Here is a 15,322-nt window from a genome sequence, read left to right on the forward strand (position 1 = left end):
AAGCAGGGCTCGCGCCCCCGCGCGAGGCGGCGGCCGGCAGCTGTGGCGTCGGGTCAGACCGACGCCACAGGCACTATCCTACTCGAAGATGGCGAAGAAATTCTCGGCCGCAGCGCCTGCATCGTTCGAGCCGCCGCTCCAGTATTCGTCTACGAAGTCGTCGAGTGCGCCAACCTGCTGGGGCGTCAGCACGATCGCCTGGTCCGGCACGATCGCACCCGCAGCCATCAGCTCTACACCCTTCTGTGCGCAGGCGTCCAGCTTCGACTTGTCGACGTCGGAGCGCATCGGAACCGAACCCTTCTTGAGGGCGAATTCGACCTGAATGGCCGGATCCATGACGACTTCGGCGAGAAGTTTCTGCGCCTTGTCGGTCTCGGCATTGGCGGTCTTGGGGAACCAGAGGGAGTCGGCGATGTAGACCATGCCCTTCGACTCCGGCACAATCATGCAGCCATAATCCTTGCCCGGTTCTTTGCCGGCGACGGTGAATTCGCCCTTGGCCCAGTCGCCCATAAACTGCACGCCAGCCTTGGCGGTGATCAGCATGGCGGTTGCGTCGTTCCAGTTGCGGCCGGCTGCACCCGCATCGACATAGCCACGCAGCTTGCCGAGGATCTCCAGGGTCTTCTTCACGCCTTCGACGGATGCCGGGCTCTTGTCCTTGTCGACATAGATCTTCAGGAAGCCGTCGATCCCGACCTGCGAGAGCAGGATCATGTTGAAGACCTTGGTTTGCTGCCAAGGCTGGCCACCCCAGGCGACCGGAACCATGCCGGCAGCCTTCAGCTTGTCGAGATCGGCAAAGAGCTCGTCCCAGGTCTTAGGCTCCTGCGCGATGCCGGCCTTCTCGAAGGCTTCCTTGGAATAGAAGAGCCAGCTTTCACCATGGGCGCCGGTCGGCGCAAGATAGACCTTGCCGTCATAGGAGATGAGATCGTGGATCGATTTCGGCAGGGCGTCGGCCCATTTGCCCGCAGCGGCCACGTCGTCGATCGGATTGAACAGGCCTTGGTTGATGAAATCGGCGGCGGCGAGACCGATGACGCCCTGCTTGGCGCCGGGCGCGTCACCGGCGACGATACGGTTCTGGAAGGCAGCATCGGCCGCGCCGAAGCCGGCAATCGAGGAATCCTTCCAGACGCCGCCGCGCTTTTCGAACTCGGTTTTAATGACATTGAGGGCTGCCGCTTCGCCGCCCGATGTCCAGGACGACATGATCTCGATCGTCGGTTTGTCCTCGGCATGCGCCGAGGCGAAAAGACCGGCAAATGCCACGCCGGCAAGAAAAAGCTTCATCATGGTCTTCATAGTTCCACCTCTTGAAAATGCCCTCTTTGCGGGGCGTTTGTTGTCTCGGGAGTGACTGTCAGCGATAGATCGGCAGGAGCGCCTGCCGGACGAGCGTGAGCCCGTTGGCAATGTCGCGGACGGGATCCGGCGCGGCATCGAGTTCGAGGATCGCCCAGCCTTCATAGGCCCGGTCGCGCAGCAGCCGGATCCAGGCCGGCCAGTCGACCCGTCCGAGGCCGAAGTCGCAGAAATAGGGCTGGTGGCGTTCATGGATGTGCTTGTCGATCGGGGTATCGGCGGGCATCGGACCGATCGCATCCTTCCAGTGGGCGATGATCATGCGCTCGTGATGGCGATCGACAAGCTGGACGGGATCGGAGCCGGCAACGATGATGTGCGCCGTGTCGGGGCACATATGCACATAGGCCGGGTCGGTCAAAAGCATCATCAGGTCGACATCGCGCGCGGCGGCAAAGATCGAGTGCGCCTCGGTGTGCAGCGCCAGCCGCACGCCCTTGGCATAGAGGGTCGCGCCGAGCCGGTTGAGGAAATCGGCGATCACCTTGGCGCGGTCGAAATCATGAAACTGCACCGGCTGGGCGCCGAGCGTCTGGCGCAACGGCGCGCCGATCACCATGATGTCGCTGCCGCAGGCTTTCAGGAAGTCGGCATAGCGTTCGGCCTTGTCGATCAGCGCGCTCTGGGCTTCGGGATCGGCAAAGTCGCCGGCCGCCTCGAGCTCTGCGAAGAAGCCGCTGCACAGCGTCAAGCCGCGTCTTGCCAGTTCGGCGGCGAAGGCGTCGATGGAACCATAGGTCTTGATCGCGTCCTGCCAGTTGAAGGGAGAAAAGGTCAGCTCGACGCCGGTAACGCCGGAGGCCTGGACGCTGTCGAGGATCTTGTCCCAGAAGGCGCGCGGCTCGGCGCGTGCATGATCGACAATCGCTTCATGGCTGTCGACGCCCCAGAAGCCGGGATGGAAGAATGTCACGAGATCGATGCCGAAGCGCAGCCTTTCGCCAGTAGCCATAACCTATCCATTTCCCAAGGCATGGCCTACCCGCGTGCGGAAGGGGTGTTCCGCATCCAATAAGCCATGGATTTTCAAAGCATTAAGGATTGGCAATCGTTTGCCATGACCAAATGATAATCAAGCTGGTTTTTTAAGCAAGCGATTTTTGGCAAACGTTTGCTATAAATCGTCGCCTGCCCTAAAGTTGCAAATCGAAGCATCCGGGAGAGAGAAATAAAAGTGAATAAAAACAAGGATGTGGCAGGAGAAGAGCAATCGGGTGCCTTGATGGCCGATGTTGCGCGGCTCGCCGGTGTGGCGATCTCAACGGTCAGCCGGGCGCTTGCCAATCCCGGGCGGGTCAACGAAAAGACGCGCACCAAGATCAATGCTGCAGCGAGGCAGCTCGGCTACACGCCGAATGCCATGGCGCGCGGTCTCCGGGTCGGCAAATCCAACATCGTCATGATCATCCTGCCGGGATCGCTCTATTACGGGGTCTCCCAGATCATTCCGCAGGTCCTGCAGAGCATCAACAAGTCGCTGATCCAGGGCGGCTACAACCTGATGATCGCCAACCTCGATCGCGACGAGATTTCCGAACGGCATATTCTCGACCTCGCCTTTGGCGGCAGCGTGCGCGGCGCCATCATCCTGTCGTCGAAGCTTCCTGAAGTGGATGGACGCTCACTTGGCGGTTCCGGCCTGCCGATCGTTTCGATGCTGCTCGACATGAGCGATGCCGGCCTGCAGAGCGTCGTGACCAACGACCGCGAGGCGGTGCGCGACGTCACGGCCGAACTCATCCGGCTGGGTCACCGGCGGTTCTTCTATCTGGCCGGGCCCGAAGGCAATTATCACGATGTCGAGCGTTACGGCGGCGTGCTCGAGGCGCTCGAGGCGGCGGGATTGTCCGAGGAACTGGTGCGTCGCTCGGGCGGTCATCTCGATTATCAACACGGCTTCGATATCGGAGTGCAGGCAGCGGACGATTTTGCGACATTGACGGAAAGGCCGACGGCAGTCATCGCTACCAGCGATGACATGGCTATCTCATTTGTCAGCCGTATCCAGCGTGCGGGCTTGAGCATTCCGGGTGATCTGTCCGTCGTCTCCTTCGACGGCTCGCCCGTCTGCGAATTCTCCTCCCCGCCGCTCTCGACAATCGAGCAGCCTGTGGAAGAGATGGGACGCGCGGCGGTCGATCTCCTGCTCGACGCCATTGACCAGCGGCAAAAAGCGGGGGAGGTCCGTACCGTCATCCGCAGCAAGCTTATTCTGCGGGAGAGCGTCGCTCCTCCAAAGACCTGACGGAGCCGGCAAGCCGTGATCGTTCTACTGCGCCACGACCGTCCGAGCTCAATCGCCGCAGCACGTCCACCAGGGTCGGGAGAACGATCCAGTAGCCCTTCGAAGGCGATAGTCACCAGATGGCCGAATCTGGAGGATGTTAATTGCCGGTTTGGCGTGCAAGAGAGATATTTTAGTTGTCATTAATATAATCGTCCGGCAACATTACTGGCCGGCTTCTAGAATTGAATAGTATTGCCACCAGCACGTTGGGGAGACGGGCATGTGCGCAGAACTTGTCGAGCGTCGACTGGCGGCTATTCTGGCTGCCGATGTAGTAGGCTACAGCCGTCTCCTGGAAGCCAACGAAGAGGAGACGCTCAACGCTCTTCGTCAGCATCGCCGCGAGCTCTTCGATCCCGCTGTCGCGACCCATGGCGGACATATAATCAAGCTGATGGGCGACGGTTTCCTGGTCGAGTTCGGGAGCGTGCTCAGTGCTGCACGATGCGCCGTCGAAATCCAGCGCGGCATGCTGGAGCGCAACATGGGGCTTCCAGCGGACAGGCACTTTGCGTTCCGAATAGGCTTGAATCTGGGCGATATCGTCTTCGATGCGGATGACTTTCATGGGGACGGCATTAATGTGGCGGTCCGGCTGCAAGCCCTTGCAGCCCCCGGCGGCATTGCCTGTTCGGCGGCAGTGCGCCACGAAGTCGCAAACAAGCTCGGTCTCGATTTCGCAGATCAGGGCGCCATGAACGTCAAGAACATTTCCCGTCCGGTCCATGTCTATTTTGCCGATTGGGGCAATGTCGCCTCCAGCGAGGAGGTTCCGCCCGCCGCAGGTGTCCACACACGGGCACCCGTCAACAAGCCATCCGTTGCAATCCTGCCATTCGCCAACATCAGCAACGATCCCGAGCAGGATTTTTTCAGCGACGGCATCACCGAAGATCTCATCACGGACCTATCGAATGTTTCAGGCCTATTCGTATTGAGCCGCAACACAGTTTTCACGTGGAAAGGCCGGAACGAAAACCTGCAGCGCATCGCCGGAGAACTCGGCGTTGCCTATATCGTGGAGGGCAGCGTCCGCAAGGCAGGCAATCATGTAAGGATCAATGCGGAATTGATCGAAGCAGCCAGCGACGGCCATGTCTGGGCGGCGCGTTACGACCGCGACCTCACCGACATCTTCGAAATGCAGGACGAGATCGTGAAGGCGATCGTCGAGCAGCTTAAGGTCAAGCTGCTTCCGGAGGAGAAGAAAGCTATCGAGCAGGCGCCGACAGGAAGCGTTGAAGCCTATACACATTTCCTCAGGGGGCGCGAATACTACCATATTGCCTCGCGCTCGAACCATTTGATGGCCAGGCAGAGTTTCGCCAGAGCCATCGAATTGGATCCGGGCTATGCCCGCGCCTATGCCGGCATCGCGGTTTGCGATGCGCGTCTACGGTCTCAGTTCGGCGCGGAAATCCCCGTGGAGGCCATTCTCGCGAACACGGCGACGGCGCTCGTTATCGATCCCAATCTGGCGGAGGCACATGCAGCCAGGGGGTTTGCGTTGGCGGTGGCCGGCAATCGCGCTGAGGCGGTTTCAGCATTCGAGCAGGCTTTGTCGCTGGACGCCAACTGCCACGAGGCGAACCGGTACTATGCCGAATTTTGCGTCACCGACGGTCAGTTCGAACTGGCGGCTACGCACTTTCAGCGCGCAATGGAAATCAAGCCTGCCGATTATGGTGCGCCGATCATGCTCGTGAACGTCTTTCGTTCGCTCGGGCAAATAGACAAGGCCCGCAGCTATGCGCGGATCGCGTTGAAAAGGGCGGAGGAGGAACTGCGGCTCCATCCGGAAAATGCCAATGTTGCCTGCCTGGGAGCGACGGCGCTGGCCTTTCTCGGGGTCCGCGACATGGCGCTGGAATGGTTGGCGCGCGCGCTGGCGACGGATCCCAACGACATAAACATCCAGTACAATGCCGCCTGCACCTATGCACTGCTTGGCGAAATCGACAGAGCGATAGATTTGCTTGAGGTCTGGATGCCTCAAGTCGGCATCGAGATGCGGCTGTGGTTCAAGAACGATTCCGACCTCGATTCCATTCGCAGTCACCCGCGCTATTCGAGGTTGGTTGAGCCGTCTGAATAACGCCCGGTACATTTGGCAAGCCGACCCTAATACTATTTCATTACTTGCTAAAATTCTCGCGAGCGCCGAAGGTCAACTTAAACTGGCAACCATAAAAGTCTTTTGAGGGGGAGCGGATGGGCGCCCGGTTCAGACTTTTTGTACAGCCTCCATTTGAAGATGATTGGTCCAGTCCCGAGATTGTCGAAGTGTCGTCTCCGCTGGGCAGCCTGACAGCTGGGCCGGCCGACGATCGGATGTTCGTTGTGGAGCCGGTTGGCAAGACCGGTCCTTACGGTGCGAACCGCGGACCGCTCGGAACGCCGTACATGTATCTGCCGCCCTGGACCGGGAAAATCCTCGAGCCGGCCAACCCCGATGGGTGCGGCAATTTCGACTATCTGCGACCTTCGATGGCTGGCTTTGAAGCCGCACATGTTTTTGGTTGCGTGCGATTCACACTGGATGTGTGGGAGCGCTATCTCGGTCAGCCGCTCACCTGGCATTTTCGCGATCATTATGACCGTCTGGAAATCTCGATCCTGCAGCGATGGGACAACGCTCAATACGGCTATGGTTTCCTCGAAGTTGGGAGCCAGTTCGAAAACGACGGGCGCGTCCTTCCGTTTAGCCTGGATTTTGACGTCATCGCTCATGAGGTGGGGCACGCAATCATCTTCAGCGTACTGGGCGTGCCGCGCCCGGGAACCGAGTACCCCGAATATCTTGGCTTCCAGGAGGCCTTCTCCGACTGCGTGTCGCTGATCGCGGCCATGCATTTTCCGTCCGTGATCGACAATGTTCTCACGGAGACACGCGGCAACCTTTACCGGGCAAATCGCCTAGCGCGCTTCTCGGAATTTTCGCCACATCGCCAGATACGGTCGGCAAACAACAAAAGGACGATGGCCGACTTCGCACATGGGTGGAAGGACGAGCATGAGCTCTCGCAACCGCTCACCGGCGCGATATTCGACATCCTCGTCGATATCTTCCATGAGAGCCTGGTGGTGCGCGGCTTGATCTCGCGTGCCGTCGAAGACCTCGCAGATATTGCCGAGTTCGATCCGGCTGCCGAGGCGCCCGTGCAGCATGCTTTCGACCGCGCCTTCGCGCGGAACTCAGATGGTTTTGTAGAAGCACTGCTCGACTCGCGCGATATCGTTGGGACGTATCTGGCGGAAACCTTGTGGGCTCTTGCTCCCGACTTTCTGGACTACGGCGATGTCGCGAGGACGATGCTTGCGATTGATCGTAATGAAAGTGCCGGCCAATTCGCACGGATCATCAGCAGAAACTTCAGGCGACGGGCGATCGGCGAGCTGCACGCCGGCGCGCATATTAAAGGTGGCGAGGATCACAGTCATGTCCTCTCTGCGCGCACGTTGTTGCCGATAGATTATCTGGAGTTTCCGAAGATGAACTATCGCGAGAAAGTTTTGCTGTCGAGATCAATGAACGGTCAATAATCAGTTAGATGGAGGGAGACGTGGCAGACAATGAAACCTTACTCGGCATATCAGCGATACATCTCTTCGGGCGCCCACTGAGTGATCTGATTCTCAGAGGCGGACCCATTTACCAGAATCTAAGCGTACCAATAGCAGGGAGAAATAATTTTCTGAGGGACCAGCTTGGTGCGACCGATGCGGTTCTGGCGCGGATCTTTGCTTTCTCCTTTGAGGGAGCATTCATTGAACTTGGTCGACCAGCCATCTTCGTTGTCCACGGTCCTGGGGCCGATCCAGACGATCCGCCCCCGAGGAACGTGGACGGTGATATCGAGTATGACAGATTGTATCGGTCGCCTGGTTCGAGTGCACGAACCGGCCTTGGTTCTCAATTCGGAGCTCTGGCTAAGGACATGAGGGTCTGGATTTATGACAAAGGTGATGTCTCAATGAGACTCGATGCCGAAACAGGAACCCTTGAGCAAATCCTGCTGTCGGCCGAGGTTTCTGCTGATCCTCGAGGGATGACGAGCGGCGCAATGTCCAGATCGGGCGGTGCCCTGTCCCGCTCTGGTGGTGTAATGTCCAGATCAGGCGGGTTCATCCCTCGCAGATCGGGCGATAACGACTAATCTAATATAAAGCGGACTAGGGAGGATAATATGCCCACCGTGAACCCTAAAGTTAAAATCGAGCGCCTCGAGCCAGCGACTGTAGTTGCTCCATTACTTGTTCGAACGCCATTTAAAATCATAGGCTCCGGCTTCAGCAATAAGATATATGTATATATATCTACCAAAGAAGACGGTAGTGATGATGTTTCAAACCCAAGTGCCAGCGACAAGAAAGAAACTTATAAAATCAAAATAGATACTGACGATTCTGCCACGAGCACAGATAGAGTTTTGTCGTTAATTGTTAAACCAGAGCTTGACGCTGGCCCGTTCGATGAAAAAACAGAGTTTTGGGTTGCTGTAAAACTGGATGATATGAATGGTAAGTTTGAAGGTGCGCGAAAAACTTTCAAACTTGTCTGACTTCGACATCGCTTTGTCGATTGCGGGATAAGGTTCGCCGGCCTTGACCGCCGTCGTCCAGCGCTTCCGGCCCACCGACCTGCGACGGAGGGCACACGAGGTAACGCGTGGATCATGCCGTACGGCAGCCCCGCTTCCAAAAGCGCTTTGCTCTTCCATGGATTCTATTTCATCTCGCCGGTAGAATTATAAGTGATTTGCGGAAGCGTCCGACCGAGAAACGAGTGCGGTTGCGGGTTCGAATCCCATCAAGAGCGGATCTCGCCAAAACGATCTGTTCTCGCAGGGGATTCCAGCGGCCGCCGGTCGCCGTCGAGGGACTTCGCAAGTGTTCAGCGAATTGTCCCCGCAAAGTGCGGATTGCACTCCATCAAAACTTCGTCTGACCCCATCAACCGACGCATCGTGCTACGAAAAATCACAACACCGAGCGACTTGAAATGTCAGGTTCGCGAGGTGGAATTTGAAATTCCGAGCACGCATATGGACCTCTCGAAGATCAAGACGCTGATCGACTTTGTCGGACGATCGAACATTACCGAGCTGACCGTGACGGAGAAGGACGTGACGGTTCGGATCTTCCGCATGTCGCCGGGTCAGGAGGCTGCTGCCGAGACCCAGCAAGAGGCAGGATCGACGATAAGCCTCGCCCAGGATGCCGGCGCCGATACGCCTTCGAGGCGTGAGAAAACCTATGCGGTGAAGGCGCCGGTCTTCGGCGTTCTGCATCGGACCCCGGCGCCTGGGGAACCGCCATTCGTCGCGATCGGTGACGAGGTGGTGGAGGGGCAGACGCTTTTCATCATCGAGGCAATGAAGGTCTTCAACGCGATCGCCGCGCCGCGGGCAGGGCGCATTACACACCTCACCGAAATCGACGACGGCGAGGTCGAGACCGGCGATCTGCTGGCGGAGATTGGCTGATGCCGGAAACGTCTGAACAATCCGCGGCCGGCCGCTTCGATACCGTCCTGATCGCCAATCGCGGCGAGATCGCAGTCCGGATCCAGCGCGCCTGCCGCGAACTTGGTCTCAAGACGGTCGCCATCTGCTCCGAGGCGGACAGGGAAGCGCCTTACGGCAGCACCGCCGACAGCTTTCTCTGCATTGGTCCGTCGAGTGCTGCCAAGAGCTATCTCAATCAGGATGCCATCCTTCTGGCGGCGCGTCTCGCCGGTGCGGGCGCCATCCATCCGGGATACGGTTTTCTATCGGAAAACGCCGCCTTCGCCGACGCCGCCGAAAAGGCGGGGCTGATCTTCATTGGTCCGACATCTTCCTCGATTGCGATCATGGGCGACAAGATCTCGGCAAAGCGGGCGATGATGGCAGCCGGCGTCCCCTGCGTTCCCGGTCCGGATACCGCGCTGCCCGATGACCCCGCCACGATCGAGCGCATAGCGCTGGAAATCGAATACCCCGTCATCATCAAGGCGGCCGGGGGCGGCGGCGGACGCGGCATGCGTGTCGTGCCAAAGGCCGATTTGCTCCATGAAGCAATTGCGCTGACACGGGAGGAGGCCCGCAAGGCCTTCGGTTCACCCTCGCTCTACATGGAGAAATTCTTAGAGCATCCGCGCCACATCGAGATACAGGTCATTTGCGACGATCACGGCAATGCCGTGTGGCTGGGCCACCGGGATTGCTCGATGCAGCGCCGTCATCAGAAGGTGGTGGAGGAGGCGCCGGCAGCGGGAATCGCGCCCGACATCATCCAGCCGGTCGGTCTGGCTTGCGTAGAGGCCTGCCTTCAGATCGGCTACCGGGGCGTCGGAACCTTCGAATTCCTCTATGAGGATGGCGCTTTCTATTTCATCGAGATGAATACGCGACTTCAGGTCGAGCATCCCGTCACCGAGATGACCAGCGGTGTCGATATCGTCCAGGCGCAGATAAGGGCGGCTCAGGGTCACGTTCTCAATCTCAACCAAGGCGATGTGACATGCGATGGCCATTCCTTCGAATGCCGCATCAACGCCGAGGATCCGGAAACCTTCCTGCCGTCGGCGGGTGTCGTCACCCATCTGGCTTTACCCGCTGGCCCGGGCATCCGTGTCGACACGCATATTCATGCCGGCTACAAGGTCTCGCCCTATTACGATTCTCTGATCGCCAAGCTGATCGTCCATGCGCCGACGCGGGCCGAAGCGATGGCAAGAATGCGCGAAGCGCTTGCTGGCACTGAGGTCGAGGGGATATCCACCAATATCCCCTTCCTGCGCGCCCTGTTCGAGGATGGCAAATTCGCGCGCGGCGAGACAGATATCCATTATCTCGAACAATGGCTGAAGCTGCGGAGGGCGGCATGAGCGCGATCGATTTCAGCGATCCGGCGACCATCGCATTGCTCACCGAGGCGTTGACGGCCGCGGGCGTGAACGGTCTCGAAATCTCCCGGACGGACGGACAGCTTCGCATCGTCGTCGCTGGAAAAGACGGCACTCGGATCAGCTCGACCGGAGCGACGCCACGCGCTCCCGGCTTCGCATCCGCAATCGTGAAGGCGCCGATGGCAGGCCGCTTCTGTCTCGAGCATCCGACCTCCGCCACGCCGCAAGATCTGCCGCGCTCCATATCCGATGCGGATATCGTCGGCTTCGTCGGGGTAGGGCATATGCTGCTTCCCCTTCGCGCCGGCCGTTCCGGTGTTTTGACCAGGCTGCTCGCCGAGCCCGGCGCACTGGTCGGCTTCGGCGATCCTCTGTTCGAAATCGGGCTCCCATCATGATCGTCACGACGAACAGACATGCATCGCAACGCGAGATCGTTCCGGCCACCAAAAGCCTGGCGCGGGTTTCTTCGATCGGCGCCAGATCGTTCCTGCTCGAGGCGCCAGGCGACTTCGATCTCATCGCGCAGCGGCGGATCTGGGCTCTGTCCCAGACCGTGAAGGGCTGGCCGGACCTTGCGGAAAACATTCCGGGCATGACCAATCTGCTGGTGATCCTCAAGGAGACGCCCGAGGATCCTGATGCGGTGATCGCCCGGCTGCTGGAGGCATGGGAGAATGCCCGTAGCATCGATCTCAAGGGCAAGATCATCGAGATCCCCGTCCATTATGGCGGCGAATATGCGACGGATCTTCCCGCCCTTTGCGATCTCTCGGGCTTGAGCGACCGCGAGGTTGTCCGCATCCATCATGAAGCAACCTACCGTGTCTTCGCCTTGGGCAGCGCTCCCGGCTTCGGTTATCTGCATGGCCTCGATCCGCGTATCTACATGCCGCGTAAAACCGTGCCCTCGCTGAAGATGCCGAAGGGCTGCGTGACCATCGGCGGCATGCAGACTGGCGTCGCCATGCTCACAGGTCCGAATGGTTGGAATTCCATCGGCTTCGCAACGCTTGAGATGTTCGACCCCACGTCGCCGACCCCCGCCATGATGGCGCCGGGAGATACGGTGCGGTTCCTGCCGGCAAGGATCGAGCTATGATCGAGATCATCGAAAGCGGCCCGTTCAACACGGTGCAGGATCTTGGCCGTCCCGGCTATCGCGATATCGGCGTATCGGCCAGCGGCGCGATGGATCCGCTTGCGGTCCGGATCGGCAACATTCTCGTCGGCAATGGCGAAAATGCCGCCACGATAGAGGTGCAGACCTTCCCGTTCAGCCTGCGTTTCGAGCGGCGCATGGTCTTTGCCGTGACCGGCGCCGACGGCAATCCTCATCTCGACGGATCGGAACTGCTTCCCTGGTGCGCCAATGTCGCGGAGCCCGGACAGGTTCTCGAACTGAAACAGCCCCCGCGGCTTGCGCGCTCCTATATTTCGCTCGGAGGCGGGCTGGATATTCCCGTTGTCATGGGCTCGCAAAGCACGTCGCTTCGCGGCGGTTTCGGCGGCAATGCCGGCCGGCCTTTGGCGAAGGGCGATCGGATCGCGGTCGGCGAGGACGCAGAGTTGGTCATGCTTCCGGCCCCTGGTCTCGCCGTCGTCGAACCATCCGTGGCGCTGCGCGATGTCTTCCCGGCTGCTGTCGACGGCACGCTGCCGATCCGCGCCCTGCCTGCCGGCGAGCATGATCTTTTCGCCGGCGATGGCGAAGCCTTCTGGAGCCAGACCTGGAGGATTTCCTCCCGAAGCGACCGGACGGGCTACCGCTTATCAGGCGAGCCCATCACGCCGACTGCGTCCATCGAAATGCGCTCCCACGGCGTCGTGCCCGGCGTGATCCAGGTTCCGCCCGGCGGCGAACCGATCGTGCAGATGAGCGATGCCAACACCGCCGGCGGCTATCCGAAGATCGCCGGCGTGATCGAATGCGATCTCTGGCGGCTCGGGCAAGCCCGCATCGGCGCCCGCCTGAAGTTCGTTCGTTCGACGCATGCCGAGGCGCGCAAGGTGGAGCAGGCTGTCGCCGGCTATGTCGAGGACGTCAGGCAGACATCCCGAATGGTCAAGCGCGCCTTGAAGGCGATGGCCTGATGCGTGTCGCCCAAAGGCCGACAAAAGGAGGAACTGATGAAGATCGATCTGAATTCCGACATGGGCGAAGGATTCGGTCCCTACCGGCTGTGCGACGACGAAGCGATGATGAAACTCGTCTCGTCGGCCAACATCGCCTGCGGTTTCCATGGCGGTGACCCGGATACGATGGGGCGCATGGTCCGGCTTGCGAAACTGAACGGCGTCGGCATCGGCGCGCATCCCGGTTTGCCTGATCGGCTCGGCTTCGGCCGGCGCGAAATAGCGTTTCCGGCAGACGAGCTTCGCCAGCAGATGCTCTATCAGCTCGGCGCATTGATGGCGATCGCCAAAGCCGAGGGTGTCCCTGTCTCCCATATCAGCTTCCATGCGGCCATGGGCAATATGGTCAATCGTGATCCTGTGCTGGCCGACCTGATGATGGATGCGATCGCTACCGTCGATGCCGGTCTCGTGGTCTTCGTCACCCATGGCAGCGAGATTCAACAGGCGGCCAAACGCGCGCGTTTGAAGACGCTAGCGCTTTTCCTTGCCGACCGGGCCTATGACGCTGGCGGAAAACTCGTCGCGCGCGGGCTGCCTGGCGCCGTCATCAAGGACGAAGCAGCGGTGCGTGCGCGTGTGAGACAATTCCTCCTCGAAGGAACCGTCGAGACAATCGACGGAGCCGTGATCGCGATGCCGGCCCGCTCCATTCTCGTCCACAGCGACACACCCGGCGCCCTCGAGCTTGCCGGCATCGTGCGCGGCGAGATCGAAGCCACGGGCGCGACGCTCGCTCCTGCCGCCGAACTCGCCGACTGACACAATCCCGATCGCCTGCGGGCGGTCTCCCGTTCCCATCTCCCATCGAAGGACCATGTCGATGTCCGTCATCGCTGACCGCCTGAAAAACGTCTCCATATCCGCATCCGCCGCCATGACCCAGCGCGCCAGGGAACTGGCCGCCAACGGGATTAAAGTCGTCAGCCTCTCGTCTGGAGAGCCGGATTTCCCCACTCCGGCGCATGCGATCGAGGCGGCTCACGCGGCGGCTCTTGCAGGCGATACGAAATATCCTCCGATGGACGGAACGCCGGCGCTTAAATCCGCCATCATCCGGAAGTTCAAACGGGACAACAATCTCGACTATGAGGCCAGCCAGATCGTCGTCTCGGGGGGCGGCAAGCAGGTGATCTTCAATGCCATGCTGGCAACCTGCAATCCGGGCGACGAGGTCATCATTCCCACGCCCTCCTGGGTCAGCTATGCCGATATCGTCAAATTCGCCGGTGGCGTCCCGGTCGCCGTCCCCTGCCACGAGCAGACCGGCTTCAAGCTGCGTCCCGAGGATCTGGAGGCGGCGATCACGCCGCGCACCAAGTGGCTCTTCCTGAATTTCCCGAACAATCCGACCGGTGCAGCCTGCTCCCGGGCGGAGATGGCTGCCATCGCCGAGGTCATGCTGCGTCATCCCAATGTCTGGATCATGACCGACGATATCTATGAACACCTGGTCTATGACGACTTCCAGTTCTGCACGATCGCCGAAGTCGAGCCCAGGCTCTATGATCGCGTCCTGACGATGAACGGCGTCTCCAAGGCTTACGCTATGACAGGCTGGCGGCTCGGCTTTTGTGCCGGGCCGAAAGAGCTGATCTCTGCCGTCAGCAACGTCAACGGCCAGAATGGCGGCGGCATCGCGACGCTGACGCAGGCTGCGGCGACCGCTGCCCTGGACGGTCCTCAAGATCTCTTGAAGGAGCGTGCCGCGATCTACAAGGAAAGACGCGACTTCGTCCTCGACAGATTGTCTGAGGTGGAAGGGCTGCGCTGCCATAGGCCCGAAGGCGCCTTCTACATCTATCCGAATATCTCAGGGCTGATCGGCAAGACCAGCAAGGGCGGGCGAAAGATCGAGACCGACGTCGATTTCGTCATGGCGCTCGTCGACGAGCATCATGTCGCAACCGTGCAAGGAGCGGCTTACGGAATGAGCCCATTCTTCCGTATTTCCTACGCGACGAGCATGGAAAAACTCGGCGAAGGATGCGCGCGCATAGCCCAGTTCTGCAAGGAGATACGCTGATCGGCAGCGAGCTTTTAGAAAGGATCTGAACCGGCGACGCCTTACTCAGGTGAGTCAAGTGCTTGATAAATCGGACCTCGAGGCATAACGCCTATTTATGAAACTTGAGCTCAAAGCGTCAGCGCTATTCCGTCGGCAGTTCGGTGCTCAATTTGTCCCTCGCTCATCATTGCCCGCCTTGCTCATCCCGAACTAGCGCCCCTTGAACAGCCTGCGCCGGGCTGCCATGAGACAGCCCACCACTACCTGGGTGGGTAGGGCTCGATATCCGCAGACCAGTAGTGCTTGGCGATGTTCTGACTGTTGCGGATGACATGGTAGGCGATATCCGGATTGCCTCCTTCAAAAGTGTCCGGGTCTGCAACGCACATCAGGCAGTACATTCGCTGATGAACGACGCTTGCAAAATATTGTAGAACCGGCGTGGCGTCGTCCTGACCGATTGCTCGCATGTCCTCGGCAACCTGTTTGGCCGCCTCTTCCAAAGCCAGAGAGACCGCAGAAGCCAACGTCCTGTCTGCACGCTTAATGACGTCGGCGATCTGACTTTCAGCCGGTGTAAGAACAGGGCAATTTTCTGTCACTACTAACTCCGCAATCTTTGAACGTG

At 59.6% G+C, this 15,322-nt stretch carries 15 protein-coding genes; 12 read left to right on the top strand and 3 right to left on the bottom strand.

What is annotated here, in order from left to right; all coding sequences use genetic code 11:
* Window positions 1-78 precede the first annotated feature (78 nt).
* The gene (locus G9X67_RS26025; protein ID WP_171600007.1) at window positions 79-1,311 is read right to left on the bottom strand and encodes an ABC transporter substrate-binding protein; all 1,233 of its coding nucleotides are present in this window, start codon (window positions 1,309-1,311) and stop codon (window positions 79-81) included.
* 58 nt (window positions 1,312-1,369) lie between these two features.
* Entirely contained in the window at window positions 1,370-2,323 is a 954-nt protein-coding gene (locus G9X67_RS26030; protein WP_138334535.1) for a sugar phosphate isomerase/epimerase, read from the bottom strand.
* A 222-nt stretch (window positions 2,324-2,545) separates the two neighbouring features.
* On the opposite strand from G9X67_RS26030, the gene G9X67_RS26035 reads away from it, so the two are divergent.
* From G9X67_RS26035 to G9X67_RS26090, 12 genes are all read left to right on the top strand, one after another.
* On the top strand, window positions 2,546-3,616 hold the full coding sequence (locus tag G9X67_RS26035) for a LacI family DNA-binding transcriptional regulator (RefSeq protein WP_138334534.1): 1,071 nt from the start codon (window positions 2,546-2,548) through the stop codon (window positions 3,614-3,616).
* Window positions 3,617-3,878: 262 nt separating this feature from the next.
* On the top strand, window positions 3,879-5,753 hold the full coding sequence (locus G9X67_RS26040; RefSeq protein ID WP_138334533.1) for an adenylate/guanylate cyclase domain-containing protein: 1,875 nt from the start codon (window positions 3,879-3,881) through the stop codon (window positions 5,751-5,753).
* A gap of 116 nt (window positions 5,754-5,869) precedes the next feature.
* Window positions 5,870-7,201: a hypothetical protein gene (locus G9X67_RS26045; protein ID WP_138334532.1), complete on the top strand. Its 1,332-nt coding sequence runs from the start codon at window positions 5,870-5,872 to the stop codon at window positions 7,199-7,201.
* Between the two features lie 8 nt (window positions 7,202-7,209).
* Complete coding sequence (locus G9X67_RS26050; RefSeq protein WP_138334531.1) at window positions 7,210-7,815, top strand: hypothetical protein; 606 nt, start codon at window positions 7,210-7,212, stop codon at window positions 7,813-7,815.
* A gap of 30 nt (window positions 7,816-7,845) precedes the next feature.
* Window positions 7,846-8,220, top strand: a complete 375-nt coding sequence (locus G9X67_RS26055) for a hypothetical protein (protein WP_138334530.1) — start codon at window positions 7,846-7,848, stop codon at window positions 8,218-8,220.
* 483 nt (window positions 8,221-8,703) lie between these two features.
* Entirely contained in the window at window positions 8,704-9,144 is a 441-nt protein-coding gene (locus tag G9X67_RS26060; RefSeq protein ID WP_171600093.1) for a biotin/lipoyl-containing protein, read from the top strand.
* Window positions 9,144-10,529, top strand: coding sequence for an acetyl-CoA carboxylase biotin carboxylase subunit (locus G9X67_RS26065; protein WP_171600008.1), 1,386 nt, complete (start codon window positions 9,144-9,146; stop codon window positions 10,527-10,529). The genes G9X67_RS26060 and G9X67_RS26065 overlap by 1 nt, the downstream gene beginning before the upstream one ends.
* Complete coding sequence (locus tag G9X67_RS26070; RefSeq protein WP_171600009.1) at window positions 10,526-10,948, top strand: acetyl-CoA carboxylase; 423 nt, start codon at window positions 10,526-10,528, stop codon at window positions 10,946-10,948. Before G9X67_RS26065 ends, G9X67_RS26070 begins: the two co-directional genes overlap by 4 nt.
* Window positions 10,945-11,652, top strand: a complete 708-nt coding sequence (pxpB, locus tag G9X67_RS26075; protein ID WP_171600010.1) for a 5-oxoprolinase subunit PxpB — start codon at window positions 10,945-10,947, stop codon at window positions 11,650-11,652. Before G9X67_RS26070 ends, pxpB begins: the two co-directional genes overlap by 4 nt.
* Complete coding sequence (locus tag G9X67_RS26080) at window positions 11,649-12,644, top strand: biotin-dependent carboxyltransferase family protein (protein WP_171600011.1); 996 nt, start codon at window positions 11,649-11,651, stop codon at window positions 12,642-12,644. Before pxpB ends, G9X67_RS26080 begins: the two co-directional genes overlap by 4 nt.
* A gap of 36 nt (window positions 12,645-12,680) precedes the next feature.
* Entirely contained in the window at window positions 12,681-13,448 is a 768-nt protein-coding gene (locus tag G9X67_RS26085; RefSeq protein ID WP_171600012.1) for a 5-oxoprolinase subunit PxpA, read from the top strand.
* 61 nt (window positions 13,449-13,509) lie between these two features.
* Window positions 13,510-14,712, top strand: coding sequence for a pyridoxal phosphate-dependent aminotransferase (locus G9X67_RS26090; RefSeq protein WP_171600013.1), 1,203 nt, complete (start codon window positions 13,510-13,512; stop codon window positions 14,710-14,712).
* A 242-nt stretch (window positions 14,713-14,954) separates the two neighbouring features.
* Here G9X67_RS26090 and G9X67_RS35125 read toward each other — a convergent pair whose 3' ends face one another.
* Complete coding sequence (locus G9X67_RS35125) at window positions 14,955-15,296, bottom strand: hypothetical protein (RefSeq protein WP_171600014.1); 342 nt, start codon at window positions 15,294-15,296, stop codon at window positions 14,955-14,957.
* Between the last annotated feature and the right edge of the window lie 26 nt (window positions 15,297-15,322).

This window comes from Rhizobium sp. WYCCWR 11152 (assembly GCF_013087615.1).
GTDB lineage: Bacteria > Pseudomonadota > Alphaproteobacteria > Rhizobiales > Rhizobiaceae > Rhizobium > Rhizobium indicum.